At 71.5% G+C, this 19,431-nt stretch carries 21 protein-coding genes; 13 read left to right on the top strand and 8 right to left on the bottom strand.

Annotated features, from left to right (window positions below; all coding sequences use genetic code 11):
* The first annotated feature begins 211 nt into the window (after positions 1 to 211).
* The 4 genes from ACIRSS_RS31010 (at position 212) to ACIRSS_RS30995 (ending at position 4,990) form a co-directional block, all read left to right on the top strand.
* Positions 212 to 985, top strand: coding sequence for a cytochrome c biogenesis CcdA family protein (locus ACIRSS_RS31010; protein ID WP_400900978.1), 774 nt, complete (start codon positions 212 to 214; stop codon positions 983 to 985).
* Complete coding sequence (locus tag ACIRSS_RS31005) at positions 982 to 2,577, top strand: cytochrome c biogenesis protein ResB (RefSeq protein ID WP_400900976.1); 1,596 nt, start codon at positions 982 to 984, stop codon at positions 2,575 to 2,577. Before ACIRSS_RS31010 ends, ACIRSS_RS31005 begins: the two co-directional genes overlap by 4 nt.
* 3 nt (positions 2,578 to 2,580) lie before the next feature.
* Positions 2,581 to 3,549, top strand: coding sequence for a c-type cytochrome biogenesis protein CcsB (gene ccsB, locus ACIRSS_RS31000; RefSeq protein WP_400900974.1), 969 nt, complete (start codon positions 2,581 to 2,583; stop codon positions 3,547 to 3,549).
* Positions 3,550 to 3,625: 76 nt separating this feature from the next.
* On the top strand, positions 3,626 to 4,990 hold the full coding sequence (locus ACIRSS_RS30995; protein WP_400900972.1) for an AAA family ATPase: 1,365 nt from the start codon (positions 3,626 to 3,628) through the stop codon (positions 4,988 to 4,990).
* Positions 4,991 to 4,994: 4 nt separating this feature from the next.
* Here ACIRSS_RS30995 and ACIRSS_RS30990 read toward each other — a convergent pair whose 3' ends face one another.
* Together ACIRSS_RS30990 and ACIRSS_RS30985 are read right to left on the bottom strand one after the other, a co-directional pair.
* A complete protein-coding gene (locus ACIRSS_RS30990) occupies positions 4,995 to 5,177 on the bottom strand; it encodes a hypothetical protein (protein ID WP_086677865.1) in 183 nt (60 codons plus the stop codon).
* 248 nt (positions 5,178 to 5,425) lie between these two features.
* Complete coding sequence (locus ACIRSS_RS30985; protein WP_072474890.1) at positions 5,426 to 5,638, bottom strand: BldC family transcriptional regulator; 213 nt, start codon at positions 5,636 to 5,638, stop codon at positions 5,426 to 5,428.
* A 281-nt stretch (positions 5,639 to 5,919) separates the two neighbouring features.
* Here ACIRSS_RS30985 and ACIRSS_RS30980 point away from each other — a divergent pair, with 281 nt between their 5' ends.
* The 3 genes from ACIRSS_RS30980 to ACIRSS_RS30970 are packed head-to-tail and all read left to right on the top strand — an operon-like array spanning position 5,920 to position 7,774.
* On the top strand, positions 5,920 to 6,393 hold the full coding sequence (locus tag ACIRSS_RS30980; RefSeq protein ID WP_400900970.1) for an Lrp/AsnC family transcriptional regulator: 474 nt from the start codon (positions 5,920 to 5,922) through the stop codon (positions 6,391 to 6,393).
* A gap of 11 nt (positions 6,394 to 6,404) precedes the next feature.
* Positions 6,405 to 6,692: a DUF4229 domain-containing protein gene (locus ACIRSS_RS30975; protein ID WP_400900968.1), complete on the top strand. Its 288-nt coding sequence runs from the start codon at positions 6,405 to 6,407 to the stop codon at positions 6,690 to 6,692.
* Positions 6,689 to 7,774: a PLP-dependent cysteine synthase family protein gene (locus tag ACIRSS_RS30970; RefSeq protein ID WP_400900966.1), complete on the top strand. Its 1,086-nt coding sequence runs from the start codon at positions 6,689 to 6,691 to the stop codon at positions 7,772 to 7,774. The genes ACIRSS_RS30975 and ACIRSS_RS30970 overlap by 4 nt, the downstream gene beginning before the upstream one ends.
* Here ACIRSS_RS30970 and ACIRSS_RS30965 read toward each other — a convergent pair.
* Genes ACIRSS_RS30965 through ACIRSS_RS30950 form a run of 4 tightly spaced genes read right to left on the bottom strand, consistent with a single transcriptional unit; the run spans position 7,771 to position 10,931 of the window.
* Positions 7,771 to 8,640: a 1,4-dihydroxy-2-naphthoate polyprenyltransferase gene (locus ACIRSS_RS30965; RefSeq protein WP_400900964.1), complete on the bottom strand. Its 870-nt coding sequence runs from the start codon at positions 8,638 to 8,640 to the stop codon at positions 7,771 to 7,773. The two genes, ACIRSS_RS30970 and ACIRSS_RS30965, sit on opposite strands and share 4 nt — an antisense overlap.
* Positions 8,641 to 8,677: 37 nt before the next feature.
* Complete coding sequence (locus ACIRSS_RS30960; RefSeq protein ID WP_400900962.1) at positions 8,678 to 8,821, bottom strand: hypothetical protein; 144 nt, start codon at positions 8,819 to 8,821, stop codon at positions 8,678 to 8,680.
* 51 nt (positions 8,822 to 8,872) lie between these two features.
* Positions 8,873 to 10,006: an o-succinylbenzoate--CoA ligase gene (gene menE / locus ACIRSS_RS30955; RefSeq protein ID WP_400901931.1), complete on the bottom strand. Its 1,134-nt coding sequence runs from the start codon at positions 10,004 to 10,006 to the stop codon at positions 8,873 to 8,875.
* 1 nt (position 10,007) lies between these two features.
* The gene (locus ACIRSS_RS30950) at positions 10,008 to 10,931 is read right to left on the bottom strand and encodes a 1,4-dihydroxy-2-naphthoyl-CoA synthase (protein WP_400900960.1); all 924 of its coding nucleotides are present in this window, start codon (positions 10,929 to 10,931) and stop codon (positions 10,008 to 10,010) included.
* Positions 10,932 to 10,988: 57 nt separating this feature from the next.
* Between ACIRSS_RS30950 and menD the strand changes: the two genes are divergently transcribed.
* The 3 genes from menD (at position 10,989) to ACIRSS_RS30935 (ending at position 14,754) form a co-directional block, all read left to right on the top strand.
* Complete coding sequence (gene menD / locus ACIRSS_RS30945; protein WP_400900958.1) at positions 10,989 to 12,665, top strand: 2-succinyl-5-enolpyruvyl-6-hydroxy-3-cyclohexene-1-carboxylic-acid synthase; 1,677 nt, start codon at positions 10,989 to 10,991, stop codon at positions 12,663 to 12,665.
* A gap of 117 nt (positions 12,666 to 12,782) precedes the next feature.
* Entirely contained in the window at positions 12,783 to 14,294 is a 1,512-nt protein-coding gene (locus ACIRSS_RS30940; RefSeq protein ID WP_400900956.1) for a M1 family metallopeptidase, read from the top strand.
* 22 nt (positions 14,295 to 14,316) lie between these two features.
* A complete protein-coding gene (locus ACIRSS_RS30935) occupies positions 14,317 to 14,754 on the top strand; it encodes a DUF3592 domain-containing protein (RefSeq protein WP_400900954.1) in 438 nt (145 codons plus the stop codon).
* Here the strand turns inward: ACIRSS_RS30935 and ACIRSS_RS30930 are convergent.
* Together ACIRSS_RS30930 and ACIRSS_RS30925 are read right to left on the bottom strand one after the other, a co-directional pair.
* Positions 14,681 to 15,277, bottom strand: coding sequence for a GNAT family N-acetyltransferase (locus tag ACIRSS_RS30930; protein ID WP_400900952.1), 597 nt, complete (start codon positions 15,275 to 15,277; stop codon positions 14,681 to 14,683). The two genes, ACIRSS_RS30935 and ACIRSS_RS30930, sit on opposite strands and share 74 nt — an antisense overlap.
* A 233-nt stretch (positions 15,278 to 15,510) precedes the next feature.
* Positions 15,511 to 16,347 carry an inositol monophosphatase family protein gene (locus tag ACIRSS_RS30925; protein WP_400900950.1) on the bottom strand — a complete coding sequence of 279 codons (837 nt, stop codon included), beginning with the start codon at positions 16,345 to 16,347 and terminating at the stop codon, positions 15,511 to 15,513.
* A 177-nt stretch (positions 16,348 to 16,524) separates the two neighbouring features.
* Here ACIRSS_RS30925 and ACIRSS_RS30920 point away from each other — a divergent pair, with 177 nt between their 5' ends.
* From ACIRSS_RS30920 to ACIRSS_RS30910, 3 genes are read left to right on the top strand one after another with little or no spacing between them, the layout of a single operon-like run.
* A complete protein-coding gene (locus ACIRSS_RS30920) occupies positions 16,525 to 17,595 on the top strand; it encodes a glycosyltransferase family 4 protein (protein WP_400900948.1) in 1,071 nt (356 codons plus the stop codon).
* Position 17,596: 1 nt separating this feature from the next.
* On the top strand, positions 17,597 to 18,700 hold the full coding sequence (locus tag ACIRSS_RS30915; RefSeq protein WP_400900946.1) for a glycosyltransferase family 4 protein: 1,104 nt from the start codon (positions 17,597 to 17,599) through the stop codon (positions 18,698 to 18,700).
* 31 nt (positions 18,701 to 18,731) lie between these two features.
* Positions 18,732 to 19,421 carry a demethylmenaquinone methyltransferase gene (locus ACIRSS_RS30910; protein WP_086677876.1) on the top strand — a complete coding sequence of 230 codons (690 nt, stop codon included), beginning with the start codon at positions 18,732 to 18,734 and terminating at the stop codon, positions 19,419 to 19,421.
* Positions 19,422 to 19,431 lie beyond the last annotated feature (10 nt).

The raw sequence follows: 19,431 nt of genomic DNA, 5'->3' as shown, positions 1-19,431 counted from the left end.
AGAACACGGACGGGAGTGCCGGGTCAAGGCATCTTTCCCGCCTTGACGCGGTGCGCCCGTCCGTAGTCACAATCGGGCTTCGGGGTGGTGGACCACCGCACGGCCGCTCGGGGCGGCACGGCCGGGACCAAGGTCCTGAACTGCTGTGACCGAGGTCCTGTGAACCGGCCCCGGAGTTCTCACCAGGACCTCACTGCCTACCCTCAACGGGGTGAACTCCGTGACCGAGCTGGCGATCTCCGGACCGCTGCTGCTCGCTGCGGGCGTCGCGCTGCTGGCCGGAACGATCTCCTTCGCCTCGCCCTGCGTCGTGCCGCTCGTGCCGGGGTACCTCGCGTACCTCGCCGCGCTCGTCGGCGCGGATGCTCCCGCCGTCAGTGCGGATGAGGAGCGGAAGAAGGGCCGGTGGGCCGTTCTCGGCGCCGCCCTGCTCTTCGTGCTCGGGTTCACCGTCGTCTTCGTCGCCACCCTCGGCACGCTCGTCTGGCTGGCCGACACCCTCGTCGTCAACCAGGACCTTCTCCAGCGCATCGGCGGCGTGCTCACCATCGCCATGGCACTGGTCTTCCTCGGCTGGATCCCCGGCCTGCAGCGCGAGGTGCGCTCGCACCGCGTCCCCGGTGGCGGCGTCTGGGGCGCTCCGGTGCTCGGTGCCATCTTCGGCCTCGGCTGGACGCCCTGCATCGGCCCGACGCTCTCCGCTGTCACCACCCTGGCCAGCGCCACCGGTGGGGCCGAGGCCCGCGGCTACCTGCTGATCGCCGTCTACTGCCTCGGCCTGGGGCTGCCGTTCCTGCTCATCGCGCTCGGCGCCCGCTGGGCCGTGCGCGCCACCGACTGGGTGCGGCGGCACGGGCGCCAGGTGCAGATCTTCGGCGGCGTGCTGCTGATGATCGTCGGCATCCTGCTGGTCACCGGCGTCTGGGGAGATCTGATGGGCTGGCTGCGCAACGAGCTCGCGGGCAACCTGGAGCTGCCGCTGTGACGACCACCGAGGCACCGCCGAAGACTCCGCAAGGCCCGACGCCCGCGAAGCGCACCTTCGCCTTCGTCCGCAACACCTGGCGCGGCCTGACGTCGATGCGCACCGCGCTCGTCCTGCTGTTCCTGCTCGCCCTGGCCGCGCTGCCCGGCGCGCTCCTGCCGCAGCGGAAGCTAAACGCCCCCAAGGTCGACGAGTACATCGCCGCCCACGGCTGGTGGGGCACCCTGCTCGACAAGCTCGAGTTCTACGGCGTCTACTCCAGCATCTGGTTCTCGGCGATCTACCTGCTGCTGATGATCTCGCTGGTCGGCTGCCTGACGCCGCGCAGCTTCGACTACGTCAAGGCGATGCGCGCGAAGCCGGTGCTGACCCCGCGCAACCTCGCGCGGATGCCGCACTACCGGCTCGGCCGCGGCAAGTCCGACGTCACCGCCGAGATCGCGGCCGTCCACAAGCAACTGTCGGGCTGGCGCCGCGTAGAGCGCGAAGAGGCCGACGGCGTCCGCACGATCTCCGCCGAACGCGGGTTCCTGCGCGAGACCGGCAACCTGCTCTTCCACTTCAGCATGCTCGGCCTGATCGTGTTCTTCGCACTGGGCAAGCTCTTCGGCTACGAAGGCCAGGTCATCGTCCAGGCCGACGGCAGCTCGTTCTGCAACTCCGGCATCTACAACTACGACTCCTTCAACGCGGGACTGCGCGTCGACGGCACCGACCTCGACCCGTTCTGCGTGAAGGTCAACGACTTCACCGTGCGGTACACCCCGGCCGGCGAGCCGGAGTACTACCACGCGAACATCCAGTACCAGTCCGGCCAAGACCTCGACACGGGCACCTGGCGCCCGTACGGCCTCGAGGTCAACTCGCCGCTGCGGACCGCCGGCGACCGCGTCTACCTGCTCGGCCAGGGCTACTCGCCGCAGTTCACGGTCACCTTCCCGGACGGCAGCAAGCGCACCCAGAACACCCAGTGGCGCACGGTCGACCCGACCACGATGCTCGCCGAGGGCGCGACGAAGTTCGACCAGCCGGGCATCACCGACGAGGTCCAGCGGCGGACCCGCCAGCTGGCCATCACCGGCCTGTTCGCCCCGACGTCGTTCCTGCACGGCAACGTCCTGACGTCGTCGGCGCCCGAGCTGAAGGACCCCGCCGTCGCCGTCGACGTCATGCGCGGCGACCTCGGCCTGGACGCCGGGCGCGGCCAGTCGGTGTTCGAGATCGACCAGTCGCTCGTGGACGACGGCAGGCTGAAGAAGATCGCCCGCGAGAACCTCAAGGTCGGCCAGGAGATCAAGCTCGACGACGGCACGAAGGTCCGCTTCGACGGCGTCAACCACTGGGTCTCCCTGCAGGTCTCCCACGACCCGACGCAGGGGTTCGTGCTCGGCTTCGCCATCGCGATGTTCCTCGGCCTCGGCGCGTCCCTGCTGGTCAAGCGCCGCCGGCTGTGGGTGCGGGTGAAGCCGGGGACCGAGGACGACCCGGGTACCGTGATCGAGGTCGCCGGACTGGCCCGCACCGACCAGGCGGGGTACGGCGAAGAGTTCCACAAGATCAGTGAACGCCTGATCAGTGGTCAGAAGGGCTGAGGCATGCCGATCAACGAGACGCTGTCGCAGTACAGCGACTGGCTGTACACCACCGCCGCGGCGATCTACGTCGTCGCGCTGATGATGACGCTGGTCGAGCAGGGCTTCGGCGCCAAGGGCCGGCTCGCCACCGAGCGGGCGAAGCTCCGAGCTCGTGAGCTCGTCGGCGCCGGTGGGCCGCCGGTCGAGGAGGTCGAGGCCGCGCAGCGCACGACCGGCCGCCCCGAGCGGATCGGCAAGATGGGCGCGTCGCTGCTCGTGCTCGGCGCGCTGCTGCAGCTGTCGGCGATCGTGCTGCGCGGCCTCGCCGTGCACCGCGCGCCGTGGGGCAACATGTACGAGTACGGCATGGCGGTCACCTTCATCACGGTGGTCACCTGGATCGTCGTCATGTGGAAGTTCCCGGTCCGGCACCTCACCGGCTTCCTGCTGCTGCCCGTCGTGATCCTGATGTTCATCAACGGCACGCTGCTGTACACGACCGCGGCGCCGGTGCAGCCCGCGCTGCAGTCGTACTGGCTGGTCATCCACGTCTCGGCGGCCATCATCGGCTCCGGCGTCTTCCTGGTGCCGGGTGTGGCGAGCGTTCTCTACCTGTTCCGCGCGGCCTACGAGAAGGACGAGACCAAGTTCGCCCGGTTCGCCTCGAAGCTGCCCGCGGCCGACGTCCTCGACCGGATCGCCTACCGGACGACGATCTTCGCCTTCCCGGTCTTCACCTTCGGCGTGCTCTGCGGAGCGGTCTGGGCCGAGTCGGCCTGGGGCCGGTTCTGGGGCTGGGACCCCAAGGAGACCGTCGCGTTCATCGCCTGGGTCATTTACGCGGCCTACCTGCACTCGCGGGCGACGGCGGGCTGGCGCGGGGCGCGCGCCGCGGCGATCAACATCGTCGGGTTCGCCGCGATGATCTTCAACCTGTTCTTCGTCAACCTCGTCACCGCGGGCTTGCACTCGTACGCCGGGGTGGGCTGAGCGGACCGCGGGTCCGCCGACTACCGTCGTCATCAGGGGGCGTGATGTCGGGCGGAGTGCGCGGAGGTTTACACCGGTGACCGGACCCAGCGAAGAATCGGCTCCTGGCCACCCCGAACAGGCCGAGAAGCAGCCTGAGGCGAGCCTGTTCGCCGAAGACCGGACGGACTCACACCCGCATCCGGAGCCGCCGGCCGCGCTCGACGCGCAGCCGACGCAGGCCGTCGCGCCGCCGCCGAACCCGGCGGTGTCGGGGCCGCACCAGGTGAACCCGGCGGTCTCCGGGCCGCACCAGGTCAACCCGGCCGTGTCCGGGCCGCACCAGGTGCCGAACCCGGCCGTCTCGGGGCCGCACCAGGTGCCGCCGGGCTACGGCTACGACCAGAACCTGCCGCCGCTGCAGCCGCAGTACGCGCAGGGCCAGTACCCGCAGCAGCCGCAGCAGCAGGCGTCCGGCCTGCCGCAGCCCCAGGGCGGCCGGCACGCGGCGCCGCAGCAGCCGGGCCACGGCCACGACCTCTCGACCGCGCACCTGGTCAAGCAGGTCAAGCGGCCCCCGCAGTCCGGCTGGCGCAAGGCCGTCTACGTCGGCTCGGGCAAGCTGATCAACCCCGGCGAGAGCCCGGCGGACACCCAGCGCCGCGACCTCATCGCGCGCGTCAACCAGCCCCTGCGCGGCTGCTACAAGATCGCGATGCTGTCGCTCAAGGGCGGCGTCGGCAAGACGACGGTGACGACGACGCTCGGCGCGACGTTCGCCTCCCTGCGCGGCGACCGCGTGGTGGCCGTGGACGCCAACCCGGACCGCGGCACGCTGTCGCAGAAGCTCCCGCTGGAGACGACGGCGACGGTCCGCCACCTGCTGCGCGACGCAGCCCGCATCACGCGCTACAGCGACGTCCGGTCGTACACGTCCCAGGGCGCCAGCCGGCTGGAAATCCTCGCGAGCGAGCAGGACCCGGCCGTGTCCGAGGCCTTCTCCGAGGAGGACTACCGGCGCACGGTCAACCTGCTCGAGCACTTCTACAACATCGTGCTCACCGACTGCGGCACCGGCTTGATGCACTCGGCGATGAAGGGCGTCCTGGACGTCGCGGACGCGCTCGTGGTGGTCTCGTCGGGCTCGGTCGACGGCGCCCGCAGCGCCTCGGCGACGCTCGACTGGCTCGAGGCCCACGGCTACGGCGAGCTGGTCAAGCGCTCGGTGGCGGTGATCAACTCGGTCCGCCCGAAGGGTGGCTCGGTCGACCTGGACAAGCTGTCGGCCCACTTCGGGGCGAAGGTCCGCGCGGTATGCAAGATCCCGTTCGACCCGCACCTGGAAGAGGGCGCGGAAATCGAGCTGGACCGTCTGTCCGGCGACACGCGCCTGGCGCTGCTGGACCTGGCGGCCACGGTGGCCGACGGCTTCGCGACCCCGCTCTCGCAGGGCTACCGCTGACGGGCTAGCCCTCCTCGTCCCGGCGCTTGCGCTGCTGTTCGGCCAGCTGGCGCAGGAAGTCGGGGTCGTCGTCCGGGGCGATCGGAGCGCGGCGCGGCGGCGAAGTGACCATCCGCTGACCGGCGAAAGACCGCCACAGGAGCAGGGCGACGACCAGCGCGCCGACCGCCGCGAGCAGAGCGAGCATGCCGGATCCTTCCGTGTGGGTCCCCCGAGGTTAACCCGTCGGACCGGGTTTCGGCCCGAACCCCGGCGAGCGGGGTGACGACCGGAACACGAACGGCCGCACGCGGGGCGGGGGCGGTTCCCCTTTCCCTGAACACGGCTCCGGCGTGCGGATGGTTCGCGAGGAGCCGGTCAAGCCCGCGGAAACAGCGAAGGGCCGCGCGGGCCGGGGAAGTCCCCGTGCCCGACGCGGCCCGCGCCGGAACTCCTTCAGGCCTTGCGGGCCGGTTCGCTGGCGTCCGTGGTCAGCTCCGCGAGGAGCTCGTTCACCTCGGACTCCCGGAACCGCCGGTGCCCGCCCGGGGTCCGGATCGAACCGATCCGGCCCGCCGTAGCCCACCGGGTGACCGTCTTGGGGTCCACCCGGAACAGGGCTGCCACCTCGCCAGGGGTGAGCAGGCGTCCGCCCATCGTCGCGGTCATTTTCCGCCTCCTTAACGACCTCACTGCTATACCGGAGGCAATCCGGGCCCTTCTGGCCCGTCGCGCCGGGGTAGCCAACACGGCAATCGTTGCACTTCACCCGTCGGGTACTCGAACGGTTGTCCAAGAGTAAAGAGCCCTTAAAGGTCAAAACGGACAGGTTGCTTACGTTGTGCAACTATTGTCGTGGTGACATGACGTGCGGAGATGTCCTTCGCCTGGGGCATCGGCCGCGAGGCGTGGTCTCAATGGGGGATTGTCCAACCGCATAGAGTGATGCCGTGGATCAGTTGGACCGGAAGATCATCGCAGCGTTGCGCATCAACGGACGGGCCACCTACGCCGATCTAGGGCGAGCCGTCGGGCTCTCCGCGTCGTCGGTGCACGAGCGGGTGGGAAAGCTGGAGACCGCCGGCGTGATCACCGGCTACCACGCGGTCGTCGACCCGAACTCGGTCGGCCTCGGCGTCACCGCCCTCGTCAGCATTCATCCGACCGACACCGCTACGGAGGACGACGTCGCCGACGCGCTCGCCGAGCTCGACGAGGTCGAGAGCTGCTACGCGGTGGCGGGCGACGAGGCCTTCGTCGTCAAGGTGCGGGTGTCGACCGTCGACGAGCTGGAGCGGACGCTCGGCCGGCTCCGGCGCATCCCGGGCGTCGGGCGGACGAACACGACCGTCGTGCTCTCGACGCGCTTCGAGGGCCGCCCGAACAACGCGGGCCTGCAGAAGGACCGGGCGGGCGGGGCGTAGCCTGCGTTGGTGTGAGCGACGAGAAGGCCGGCACCCTGCCGCGTGACCTGACGCTGTACCTGCTGGCGCGGTTCGTGCTGGTCGGGGTGATCGCCTGGGTGCTGACCCTGGTCGGCGTGCCCCTGCTGGTCGCGCTGCTCGTCGGCCTGGTCGTCGGGCTGCCGCTGGGCCTGCTGCTGTTCCGCCCGCTGAACGCCCGCGTCACGGCCGGCTTGGCGAAGCGCAACGAAAAGCGCGCCCGGGCCCGTGCCGAGCTCCGCGCCCAGCTGCGCGGGGACGCTCCCGGGCAAGCCGAATGAGCCGCCCGCACGCCCGCAGCTGGGTCCGCGAAGCCGTCCGGATCATCGAGGCCGACGCGAACCGCAGCGCCGACACCCACCTGCACGTCTTCCCGCTGCCCCCGGAGTGGGGCATCGACCTGTACCTCAAGGACGAGTCCGTCCACCCGACCGGCTCGCTGAAGCACCGGCTGGCCCGGTCGCTGTTCCTCTACGGGCTCGTCAACGGCCAGATCGGCCCGGACACCGTGCTCGTCGAGGCGTCCAGCGGGTCGACGGCGGTGTCCGAGGCCTACTTCGCCCGCATGCTCGGCCTGCGCTTCATCACCGTCGTGCCGCGCAAGACGTCGAAGGAGAAGATCGCGCTCATCGAGTTCTACGGCGGTGAGTGCCACTACGTCGACGAAGCCCCGGCGATGTACCCCGAGGCGGAGCGGCTCGCGGCCGAAAGCGGCGGGCACTACCTCGACCAGTTCACCTACGCCGAGCGCGCGACGGACTGGCGCGGCAACAACAACATCGCCGAGTCGGTCTTCGCGCAGATGCGCTCGGAGCGCCACCCGATCCCGGCGTGGATCGTCGTCGGCGCGGGCACCGGCGGCACGAGCGCGACCTTCGGCCGGTACGTCCGCTACAAGCGCCACACGACGAAGATCTGCGTCGCCGACCCGGAGAACTCGTCGTTCTACGGCGCCTGGGAGACGGGCGCGCTCGACTACGCGACCGGCATGCCGTCGCGGATCGAAGGGATCGGCCGGCCGCGCTGCGAACCGTCGTTCGTGCCCGGCGTCATCGACGAGATGTTCCAGGTCCCCGACGCCGGCTCCCTGGCGGCCATCCGGCTGCTGCGCGAGCGCACCGGGCACTGGGCGGGCGGCTCGACCGGAACGAACCTCTACGGCGCGTTCCGGCTCATCTCGCGGATGGTCGAGGACGGCCAGGCGGGCAGCGTCGTGACGCTGCTCTGCGACGGCGGCGAGCGGTACGCGCACACCTACTACAACGACGAGTGGATCGAGGCCCAGGGCATGGACCTGGCGCCGCACACGGCGTTGTTCGAGGAGTTCCTGGCGACCGGGAAGTTCTTCGTCCCGGAGGACTAGAAGCTCAGCGCCACGGCGGCGAGCACGGCCCAGGCGAGCATCGCCAGGCCGGTGTCCCGCAACGCCGGGATCAGCGCTCGCCCCTGCTGCCCGCCGGCGACCGCGCGGACCGACTTCAGCAGCATCGGCGCCGTCACCAGGGTGATCAGCAGCAGCGGGTGGAAGATGCCGAGGACCACGCCGAGCACGTACGGCACGGCGAGCAGCACCAGGTACAACCGCCGCGTGCCGCCGTCGCCCAGCCGGGTCGCCAGCGTGCGCTTGCCGGACTCGATGTCGGTCGGGATGTCCCGCAGGTTGTTGGCCGTCAGGACCGCCGTCGAGAAGCTGCCGACCGCGACCGCGCACGCCAGCGCGGCCCAGCTGACCCGCCCTGCCTGGACGTACACCGTGCCCAGCACCCCGGCCAGACCGAAGAAGACGAACACGGCGATTTCGCCGAAACCGTAGTAGCCGTAAGGCTTCTTACCGCCGGTGTAGAACCAGGCGCCGAGGATGCACAGCGCGCCCATCACCAGCAGCCACCAGTGCCCGCTGCTGACGACGAGCACCAGCCCCAGTACCCCGGCCAGGCCCAGCGCGACCAGCGCGGCGGTCAGCACGGCCTTCGGCGCGGCGACCCCGGACCCGACCAGCCGCAGCGGGCCGACGCGGTTCTCGTCCGTGCCGCGGATGCCGTCGGAGTAGTCGTTGGCGTAGTTGACGCCGACGATCAGCGAGAGGGAGACGAGCAGCGCCAATACCGAACGCCACCACGAGAACGCGTCCAGCGCGACCGCCGCGCCGACCCCCGCCACCACCGGCGCCACCGCGTTCGGCAGCGTCCGGGGCCGCGCCCCCTCGATCCACTCGTTCACTGTCGCCATGGCGCCATTCAACGCCATGTCGATCAGTGGGCGGCAGTCAGTTCGTGGTCGGCAGCTGCCACGTGAGCTGGCCGCTGTTCGGGTCGGCTCCGGGGCCGTCGGCCAAGGCCGAGCCCGCGGGCAGGAGGACCCCCAGCGCGACCGCGGTGCCGATGAGGGCGGTTCTGATCCAGCGCGTCATGGTGCGTAGCCAAGCGGGTGCACGGCGTACATGTCAACGAAGTGCCGCCATTCAGCTGCGCAAACCCGACTGAAGTCGCGCCTTGACCGCCGCCCGGTCGATCTTGCCCGGACCGCGAAGCGGCAGCTCAGCGGCGTATTCAACGCGTTTCGGCGTCGCCGCCGCGCCCAGTTCGGCCCGGACCGCGGCGCGCAGTTCGTCCGCTTCGCGCGGTTCACCCTCCGGGACGACCAGGGCCGCGACGGCCTCGCCCCACTCCGGGTCGGGCAGCCCGACGACGCACGCGTCCCGGACGCCCGGCTGGGCGCCCAGCACGCGTTCGATCGCGTTCGCGGACACCTTCACGCCGCCGGTGTTGATCATGTCGTCGGCCCGGCCGAGGACCTCGATCCGGCCGTCGTCGTGACGAACCCCACGGTCGGACGTCGTGAACCAACCGTCGCGAAAGGACTCCGCGGTCAGTTCCGGCTGCCGACGGTAACCGTGGGCGAGGACGTCACCGGCGATCCGGATCCGGTCCCCGGTGACGTCGACGCGGACGCCGTCGAGGGGGAAGCCGTCGTAGACGCAGCCGCTGGCCGTCTCGCTCATGCCGTACGCGGGAACGATCCGGACCCCGGCGTCGGCCGCGCGCTCGCGCAGGGCCGCCGACGTCGCCGCCGCGCCGACCACGATCGCGTCGAACGTCTTCGCCGCGGCCAGCCCGGCGCCGCCGTCGTCCAGGAGCCGGACCAGCTGGGTCGGCACCAGCGCCGTGTACCGCGGGCCGCCGGTGAGCTTCGCCGCCGCGGCCGCGAAGTCGTCCGGCCGGAAGCCGGTGCCGGTCAGGAACGCGGGCTCGGTGCCCGCCAGCAGCGACCGGACCAGCACCTGCAGGCCGCCGATGTAGTGCGCCGGCGTCGCCAGGAGCCAGTGTCCGGGGCCGCCGAGGCGGGTGTGCGTGGCTTCGGCGGACGCGGTCAGCGCGCGGGCCGAGAGCAGCACGCCCTTGGGCGCGCCGGTCGAGCCCGACGTGGCGATGACCACGGCGGTGTCCGGCTCGGCGGGCTCGTCCGGGGCCATCGCGTCGCGCAACGCGGGGTCGGTGAACGGCAGGACCGCCGGGCCGCCGCCCAGCGCGTGGGCGACGGCGTTCTTCAGCGTGGTCAGGCTCGACGGCGAGCCGTCGAGTGCGATCGGGAGCAGCTCAGTAGTAATAGGGGACGTCCTTGAAGTCGGGGTCGCGCTTCTGGAGGAACGCGTCCCGGCCTTCGACGGCTTCGTCCTGCATGTACGCCAGGCGGGTGGTCTCGCCGGCGAACAGCTGCTGGCCGACCATGCCGTCGTCGGTGAGGTTGAACGCGTACTTGAGCATCCGCTGCGCCGTCGGCGACTTGCGGGTGATCTCCCACGCCCAGGTCAGCGCCTCTTTTTCCAGGTCGGCGTGCGGGACGACCGCGTTGACCGCACCCATGTGGTGCATCTGCTCGGCGGAGTACTCGCGGCCGAGGAAGAAGATCTCCCGGGCGAACTTCTGGCCGACCATCTTCGCCAGGTACGCCGAGCCGTAGCCGCCGTCGAACGAGCCGACGTCGGCGTCGGTCTGCTTGAACTTCGCGTGCTCGGCCGAGGCGAGCGTGAGATCGCACACGACGTGCAGGGAGTGCCCGCCGCCCGCGGCCCAGCCCGGCACGACCGCGATCACCGGTTTCGGCAGGAACCGGATCAGCCGCTGGACCTCGAGGATGTGCAGCCGGCCCGCCCGCGCGGGGTCCACCGTGTCGGAGGTCTCGCCGCTCGCGTACTGATAGCCGGAGCGTCCGCGAATACGCTGGTCACCACCGGAGCAGAACGCCCACCCGCCGTCCTTGGGCGAGGGGCCGTTGCCGGTGAGCAGGACACAGCCGACGTCGGCGCTCATCCGGGCGTGGTCCAGCGCCCGGTAGAGCTCGTCGACGGTGTGCGGCCGGAAGGCGTTGCGGACCTCCGGGCGGTCGAACGCGATGCGCACCACGCGTTTGCCGCCGCGGCTCTCAGCGGAGCGGTGGTAGGTGATGTCGGTGAAGGCGAAACCTTCGACCTCGGTCCACGCGGCGGGGTCGAACAGCTCGGAAACTCGGGCGTCATCCACGTTTGGGAGAATAGGACCTGTGGACACAATCGATCTCGATGGATGCGAGGCCTGCCGGTGAACCCTTCCACCGCGCAGGCCAGGGTCATCGTCGACGAACTCGTCCGCAACACCGTTTCGCACGTCGTCCTCTGCCCGGGCTCCCGCAACGCGCCGCTGTCGATCGCGCTGTATGACGCGGCGGCGGCCGGGAAGCTCCAGCTCCACGTCCGCATCGACGAGCGCGGCGCCGGCTTCCTCGCCCTCGGCATCGCCGCCCGCACGGGCCGCCCGGTGGCCGTGCTCTGCACGTCCGGCACGGCGGCCGCGAACTTCCACCCCGCGGTGCTCGAGGCCGACCGCGCGGGCGTCCCGCTGATCGTCCTGACCGCCGACCGGCCGCCCGAGCTGAGAGCCGCGGGGGCGTCGCAAGTCATCGACCAGCACCAGCTCTACGGCGACGCCGCCCGCTACTTCGACGAGCTGGCCGTCGCCGAACGGCGGGCCGGCCAGAACTCGTACTGGCGCAGCCAGATCTGCCGGGCGTGGAACGCCGCCTACGGCGAGTGGCGCTGCGGCCCGGTGCACCTGAACATCCCGTTCCGCGAGCCGCTCGTGCCGGACCTCGACGACGACGGCGAGTGGTACGAGTCCCTCGACGGCCGTCCCGACGGGTCCCGCTGGACCGAGCTGCCGGACTTCGGCGCGCTGCCGTCGTTCGTCGTGCCCTCGGCGCGGCACGGCCTGGTCATCGCGTGCGACACCGGCGTCCAGGCGGCCAGCGAGTGGGCCGAGCAGCACGGCTGGCCGGTGGTGTCGGAGACCGGCGGCCTGGGGCTGTCCGGCGGCACGGCGATCTCGTCCGGCGCGTGGCTGCTGGGCGTCGAGGAGTTCATCGCGAAGCACAAGCCGGAGCAGGTGCTCTGCCTCGGCCGGCCGACGGTGTTCCGGCAGATCCAGAAGGTGATTTCGGACCCGTCGGTCGAGGTCCTGCTGGTCCGCCCGGACTCGGACTGGCCGGCGCCCGCGCACAACGTCCGCCAGGTCGGGCAGTGGTTCGACGAGCCGACCAAACCGGCCGACCCGGAGTGGCTGGCGAGCTGGCGCCGGGCCGACGCCGCCGCGTCCGACGCGGTTTCGTCGCTGCTGGCCGCCGAACCGTGGCCGTCGGGGCTGCGCCTGGCGGCGGAGCTGGTGGACGCGCTGCCGCCGGACTCGCTGCTGGTCGTGGGCTCGTCCAACCCGACGCGGGACGTCGCGCTGGCGGGCCGGCTGCGGCCGGACGTCCTGGTGCACCGCAACCGCGGGGTCGCGGGCATCGACGGGACGGTCTCGACGGCGATCGGCGCGGCCTACGTCCACCGCGGGCCGTCGTACGCGCTGCTGGGCGACCTGACGTTCCTGCACGACGCGTCGGGCTTGCTGACGGGCCCGGCCGAGCAGCGTCCCGACCTGACGATCGTGGTGTGCAACGACGACGGCGGCGGCATCTTCTCGCTGCTGGAGCAGGGCGCCCCCGAGCACGCGGCGAGCTTCGAGCGCGTCTTCGGCACCCCGCACGGCGCCGATCTGGGCGCGTTGTGCGCCGGCTACCGCGTCCCGCACGTCGTCGCGGAGACGCTGACGGAGTTCCACGCGGCCCTGCGCCCGGCGCCGGGACTGCGGGTCGTCGAGGTGCGGGTGGACCGCTCGCGGCACCGCGACCTGCACGGCCGGTTGCGGGCGGCGGTCTCGGCGGCCGTCTCCGCGGTTTGAGTCAAGCGGTTTCCGGGACCGGTCCCAGGGGGTAAGAACCTTCCTTCGCCGGTACCTGGGTGCTGCCCGGCTGGCTACGTTCGAGCGCGCTGAACCTCACCCGTTGGAGGGATTCGAATGCGTGCAAGAACGCGCACCGGTTTCGGTGCGCTCGCGGCCGGCGTCGTCTCGGTGCTGCTCGCCGGCACCGCCGCCGCGGCCCCCGCGCCGGGCGCCCCCGGTGTCGGCGACCCCTACTACCCGAACGCCGGCAACGGCGGCACGGACGTGCTCCACTACGACATCCGCCTGACCTACCAGCCGGCGACCGACGTCCTGGCGGGCACGACGACGCTGCTGCTCACCGCCACGCAGGACCTCTCGCGGTTCGACCTCGACTTCGCGCTGAAGGCGTCGAGCGTGCGCGTGAACAACCGCCCCGCCCAGTTCGCGAACCAGACCGGCAACGGCGAGCTCGTCGTCACCCCGGCGCAGCCGCTGCTCAAGGGCCAGACGGCGACCGTCGTCGTCGCCTACTCGGACACGCCGTCGACCGAGAAGGTGGACGGCATCAACGCCTGGAAGAAGGGCGCCTTCGGGGCGCTCGGCATCGACGAGCCGCAGAGCTCGGCGTGGTGGTTCCCGGCCAACGACCACCCGACCGACAAGGCGACCTACGACGTCACGATCGAAGCCCCGGACGACAACGTCGCCATCTCCAACGGGTCGCTCGTGCGCACGACGAAGAGCCGCGCCGGCTGGACCCGGTGGCAGTGGCGCAGCACGAAGCCGCAGGCCACGTACCTGACGTCGTTCATCGTCGGCAAGTACGAGCTGAACCAGTCGACGACGCCGGACGGCAAGCCGTTCATCACGGCGTACGGCGCCGACCTCGGCGACTCGCTGTACGCGGCGAAGGCGAGCGTCGAGCGCACGCCGGAGATCGACGAGTTCCTGGCGACCCAGTTCGGCCCGTACCCGTTCGAGGCCGAGGGCGGCGTCGTCACCAGCGGCATCACCTTCTCCCTGGAGAACCAGACCCGCCCGACCTACGGCGTCCGGAACTTCCGCGCGGGCTCGAACACGACGCTGATCGCGCACGAGAACGCCCACCAGTGGTTCGGCGACAACGTCTCGCTGGGCCGCTGGAGCGACATCTGGCTGAACGAGGGCTTCGCGTCCTACGCCGAGTGGCTCTGGTCGGAGCACGAGGGCGAGGGCACGGTCGCCGAGTTGGCGCAGTACACGTACGACTCGAACCCGGCCGACGGCGACCTGTGGAAGCTGGTCCCGGCCGACCCGGGCGCGGACAACCAGTTCGACAACGCCGTGTACGACCGGGGCGCGCTGACCCTGCAGGCGCTGCGGACCGCCGTCGGCGACGACGCGTTCTTCACCATCTTGAAGACGTGGCAGGCGCAGCGGGGCGGTTCGAACGGGCGGATCCTCGACTTCATCGCGCTGGCGGAGAAGATCTCGGGCAAGCCGCTGCACGACCTGTTCCAGACGTGGCTGTACACGGCGGGCAAGCCGTCCGTGGGCCCGAACGGTGCTGCTGCCTTCACCGCGCGTACCGCGTCCGTGAAGCCGCAGTCGTACGACCAGATCCAGGCGAACCACCGGAATCTCGCCGCGGAACACACGCACTGAGCGAGACCGCTACGCTCGCCGCGTGAGCACGAGAGGTGAGCGGGTGAGGCGCGTCGGGTGGTGGACCACCCTCGGCGCTGCCTCGCTCCTCACCGTGATGTGCGTCTGCCTCCTGTTCGCCGCGATCCGCAACGACGGGGCTATCGAGGCCCAGCTCGGGACGGCGAACGCGACGGTGGATTCGGTGGCGTTCGACCGCACGATCATCCACTTCGAGACCCCGGACGGCATCGTCCACAGCCCGGCGAACGGCGTCCTGTACCCGGACGGGCTGGCGGCGGGTCAGCTGGTCCGCATCGAGTACGACGCGTCGGACCCGGAGCTGGCCCGGGTGGCGGGCCGCTCGGCGACGTTGACGCTGCTGCCGCTGGGGAGCTTCGTGTTCTTCACCTGGCTGGTGGCGGGGCCGCTGCTGTGGTGGATCCGCCGGGCGAACAAGCGAGCCACCGTGCCCGCGTGATTTCGTACTCGACTTCGCCCTGGTCGGCGCCTGCCACGGGGTCGTCGTAGTCGGTGGCCGAGGTGAACGCCCTCGCGAAGGTGAGTCCGGCGGAGGTCATCGTCGCCCGGGACGGGGTGTTGACCGCCATGGTCTGGGCGAAGATGCGGTCCAGGTCGAGTACTTCGAAGCCGTAGCGGATCAGCTCTCGTGAGCCTTCTTTCGCGTAGCCGCGCCGCCAGTGCCGGCGCAGGAGGCGGTAGCCGAGCTCGGCTTCGCCTTCGACGTCGGGCTGGTCGGGGCCGTGCGGTGGGCGGAGGATCCACCAGCCGATGAAGTCTTGGCCCGCGAAGCCCATCCAGAAGCCGAACCCGGGGGCGACGTCCATCCTTCGCTCGTGGGCCCGTTCGACCTCGGCGCGGGTGGCGGCGCGGCCGGTGAGGTAGCGCATTACCTCGGGGTCGGAGTCGAGTTCGTACTCCAGGTCGACGTGGTCGTCGGTGAGGGGGATGAGGGTGAGGCGTTGGGTGCGGAGGGTGGGCATGAATCGATCGTCGCGGGGGGCGCAAGCCGTTTAGCCTGCGCCGCGGTGGTGCTTCCGCTCCTCGTCTTCGATTGTTCAACACCGGATACCCGGCCTCAAGGGCGCCTTCGGCGTCGCTTCGCGATGAGCTTCGCTCACCCTTGACCCCGGGTCTCCGGTGCTGACTGCGGCTGGGACGAGGTTCGGGGGAGGGCTAGGCGCGGCCTGCGGCCTCCCTGACCGATGTGGGCGACTCAGCCTGCGTGGGCCGTCTCCTGCCACCAGCCCAGGACCTCGTCCGCTACCCCCGGCGCTGCCACCAGCAACCCGTCCGTGGGCAACGCCGTGTCCTCTCCGTGCTTGTCCAGCACCACCGCTCCGGCCTCGATGGCCATTGCCACCGAGCCGGCCACGTCCCACTCGTGGTAGCTGTGCAGCACCGCCGCCGCCGCGTGGCCCAATGCCACCTGGGCGATCGACAACGCCGCCGAGCCCAGGACCCGGACCCCCGCGTGCGCTGCCGCCGCTCGCTCGATGAACCCGCCCATCCCCGGCCACGGGCCGCGCCGGGCGAACTCCGTGCAGACCAGCGCACCCGCCGTCACGCAGCGATCCACCAGCTGGACCGGCTTGCCGTTCGCGCGGGCCCCTCGTCCGCGCGCGGCCGCGTAGATCTGGGCTCGGTACGGGTCCGCCACCACCCCCACCACCGGTCCTGCCGCGTCCACCAGCGCCAAGCTGTACGCGCACCACGGGACGCCCGCCACGTAGTTCGCCGTGCCGTCCACCGAGTCGACCACCCAGCGGTACTCCGCGACGTCCGCGCCGTGGTCCGCGCCGAACTCGTGGCCGACCACCGGGATGCCCGGGAACTCCGCCGTCAGGACGCGGCGCGTGTGCCGCTCCAGGATGCGGTCGGTGTCGGTGACCCAGTCGAACGGCGAATCCAGCGTGGACGGGTGGGCGCCGCGGCCGGCGGTCGCGGTGATCACGTCGGTGGCGTCGTTGGCCAGCCGTCCGGCCACTTCGAGCGCCCTCGACAGCAAGCCGGGCTCGACGGGCCGCGGCGGCCGGGAGGACAAGAGGGTCATGCCTGCTTAGTCTGGGCCCCGCTGGTTTCCGGGACACGACCTTGAGATGACATGTCGTAGCCGATCTGTTCCGGCAGCGTTGGCCGCCGTGTCACACGTGCGCCAGGAACGGGTGCGATCGTCCAAGACGTGCGAGTCGCCATAGTCACCGAAAGTTTCCTGCCCCAGGTGAACGGCGTGACCAACTCCGTCCTGCGGGTCGTCGAGCACCTGCGCGAACGCGCCCACGACGTGCTGATCATCGCCCCCGGCCCCGGCCCGGACTCCTACCGCGGCGCTCCCGTCGTGCGGATCCCCGCGCTGGACTTCCCCGGCGTCAACTCCCTGCCGATCGGCGTGCCGACGCGCACGGTGCTCAACGCGCTCACCGCGTTCGGCCCGGACGTCGTGCACCTGGCCTCGCCGTTCGTCGTCGGCGCGCGCGGGCTGGCCGCGGCGCGGCGGCTGAGAGTGCCGTCCATCGCCGTCTACCAGACCGACATCGCCGGGTTCGCCGCCGCGTACGGCTTCGGCATCGCCGCGCGCGCCGCGTGGCGCTGGGTGCGGCGGCTGCACTCGCGGGCCGACCGGACCCTCGCCCCGTCCAGCGACTCCGTCGAGCAGCTCGAGCTGCACGGCGTCCCGCGCGTGCACCGCTGGGCGCGGGGTGTCGACATCGAGCGCTTCTCCCCGGACCACGCCGACGCGGCACTGCGGGCCGAGCTGGCCCCGAACGGCGAGCTGCTCGTCGGGTTCGTCGGGCGGCTGGCGCCGGAAAAGGAGGTCGACCGGCTGGCCGCGCTCGCCGGTGTGCCCGGGATCCGCGTGGTCGTCGTCGGCGACGGGCCCGAGCTCGACAACCTCAAGGAGCAGCTGCCCGGCGCCGCGTTCCTCGGCGCGAAGTACGGCGACGAGCTCTCGAGGGCGTACGCGAGCTTCGACGTCTTCGTCCACACCGGCCCGCACGAGACGTTCTGCCAGGCGGTGCAGGAGGCGATGGCGTCCGGCCTGCCGGTGCTCGCGCCGGCCGCGGGCGGCCCCAAGGACCTCGTCCTGCCCGGCCGCACCGGCTACCTGCTGCCCGCCGACCGCGAGGGTTTCGGCCCGGCGCTCGTCGAGAAGGTCGACGCCCTCCGCGACGCCGCGTTGCGCGCGAGGCTCGGCGAGAAGGCGCGCAAGGTCGTGCTGGGCCGCACCTGGCCCGCGGTCTGCCACGAGCTGCTGGGGCACTACGAAGCCGTGCAGGGCCGGGCCGCCCGCGCGGCCTGACATGCACATCGTCCAGCTCGCGAACTTCTACGGCCCGCGCTCGGGCGGGCTCCGCACGGCGCTGCACCACCTCGGCGCCGGGTACGTCGCGAGCGGCCACGAGGTGACGCTCGTGGTGCCCGGCACCCGCTACGCCGACGAGGTGCTGCCGACGGGTGTGCGCCGGTTCTCGCTGCCGGCCCCGAAGATCCCCGGCACCGGCGGCTACCGGGCCGTCGACCCGCACCGCGTCCGCGCGGTGCTGCGCAGACTCGAACCCGACCGGCTGGAGGTGTCGGACCGGTTGACGCTGCGGGGGATGGGTGGCTGGGCGCGGCGCCACGGCGTACCGAGCACGGTCATCTCCCACGAGCGCCTCGACCGGCTGCTGGAGCAGTTCTTGCTGCCCGAGCCGGTGGCGCGCCGCGTCGCCGACGCCGCGAACCGGCGGATGGCGGCGAGCTACGACACGGTCGTCTGCACGACGGCGTTCGCTCGCGCGGAGTTCGACCGGATCGCCGCGCCGAACGTCCGCCGCGTGCCGCTCGGCGTCGACCTCGCGACGTTCCGGCCCGCCATGCGCGACGCCGGCTGGCGCACCGACCTCGCCTCCGGCGCGGACGCCCTGATCGTCCACTGTGGACGTCTCTCGCCGGAGAAGCACGTGGAACGCAGCGTGGACACCGTCGCGGAGCTGACCGAGGCGGGCGCGAAGGTCCGGCTGGTGGTGGCGGGCGACGGGCCGCGCCGGCGGGCCCTCGAACGCCGGGCGCGCGGGCTGCCGGTGACGTTCCTGGGGTTCCTGTCCGGCCGCGGCGACGTCGCCCGGCTGCTGGCCAGCGCCGACGTCTCCCTGGCGCCGGGGCCGCACGAGACCTTCGGGCTCGCGGCCCTGGAGGCCCTGGCGTCCGGGACGCCGGTGGTGGTGTCGGCGTCGTCGGCGCTGCGGGAGATCGTGCGTCCAGGGTGTGGCGCGGCGGTCGACGACCACGCGCCCGCGTTCGCCACCGCCGTCACCGACCTCCTGGACAGCCCGGAGGACGCGCGGCGCGCTGCGGCGCGGGCCCGGGCGGAGGAGTTCACCTGGCCCGCGGCGGTGGCCGGGATGCTGGCCACCTTCCGCTGAACGTCCCGGCGGACCGGTCTAGATTCGTGTCATGTCACGCGCAAGCCTGGACAAGGACCCGCACGAAGTCGCCGCGATGTTCGACGGCGTCGCGGACGGGTACGACCGGGCGAACTCGTTCATGACCTTCGGCTTCGACCGGCGCTGGCGCACGACCACCGCCCGCGTCCTCGACGCCCGCCGCGGCGAGAAGGTCCTGGACCTCGCCGCCGGCACCGGCGTGTCCACCGTCGAGTACGCCCGCGGCGGCGCCTGGTGCCTGGCCGCGGACTTCTCGTTCGGCATGCTCCGCGCCGGCAAGCACCGGAACGTGCCGATGGTTGCGGCCGACGCGCTCAACCTGCCGTTCGCCGACGAGAGCTTCGACGCCGTGACGATCTCCCTCGCGCTGCGCAACTTCGTCGACACCAAGGCCGCGCTGACCGAGATCGCCCGCGTGGTCAAGCCGGGCGGCCGGCTGGTGATCTGCGAGGTCTCGACGCCGCCGTTCGCCCCGATCCGGTTCATCCACCGGCGGTTCATGCTCAAGCTGCTGACCTGGGTCGGCAAGCGGACGTCGTCGAACCCGGAGGCGTACTCCTACCTGGCCGAATCCATGCTGGCCTGGCCGGACCAGCGGACGCTCGGCGAGATCATCGCGAGCGCGGGCTGGACCGACGTCGAGTGGTTGAACCTCACATTCGGCGTCGTGGCGATCCACCGCGCGCGAAAGCCTGCCTAAACTCGCGTTC

Source organism: Amycolatopsis sp. NPDC101161 (assembly GCF_044768185.1).
Classification (GTDB): domain Bacteria; phylum Actinomycetota; class Actinomycetes; order Mycobacteriales; family Pseudonocardiaceae; genus Amycolatopsis.
The sequence above is the reverse complement of the archived record's forward strand: the minus strand, read 5'-3'. Positions and strand labels throughout refer to the sequence as shown.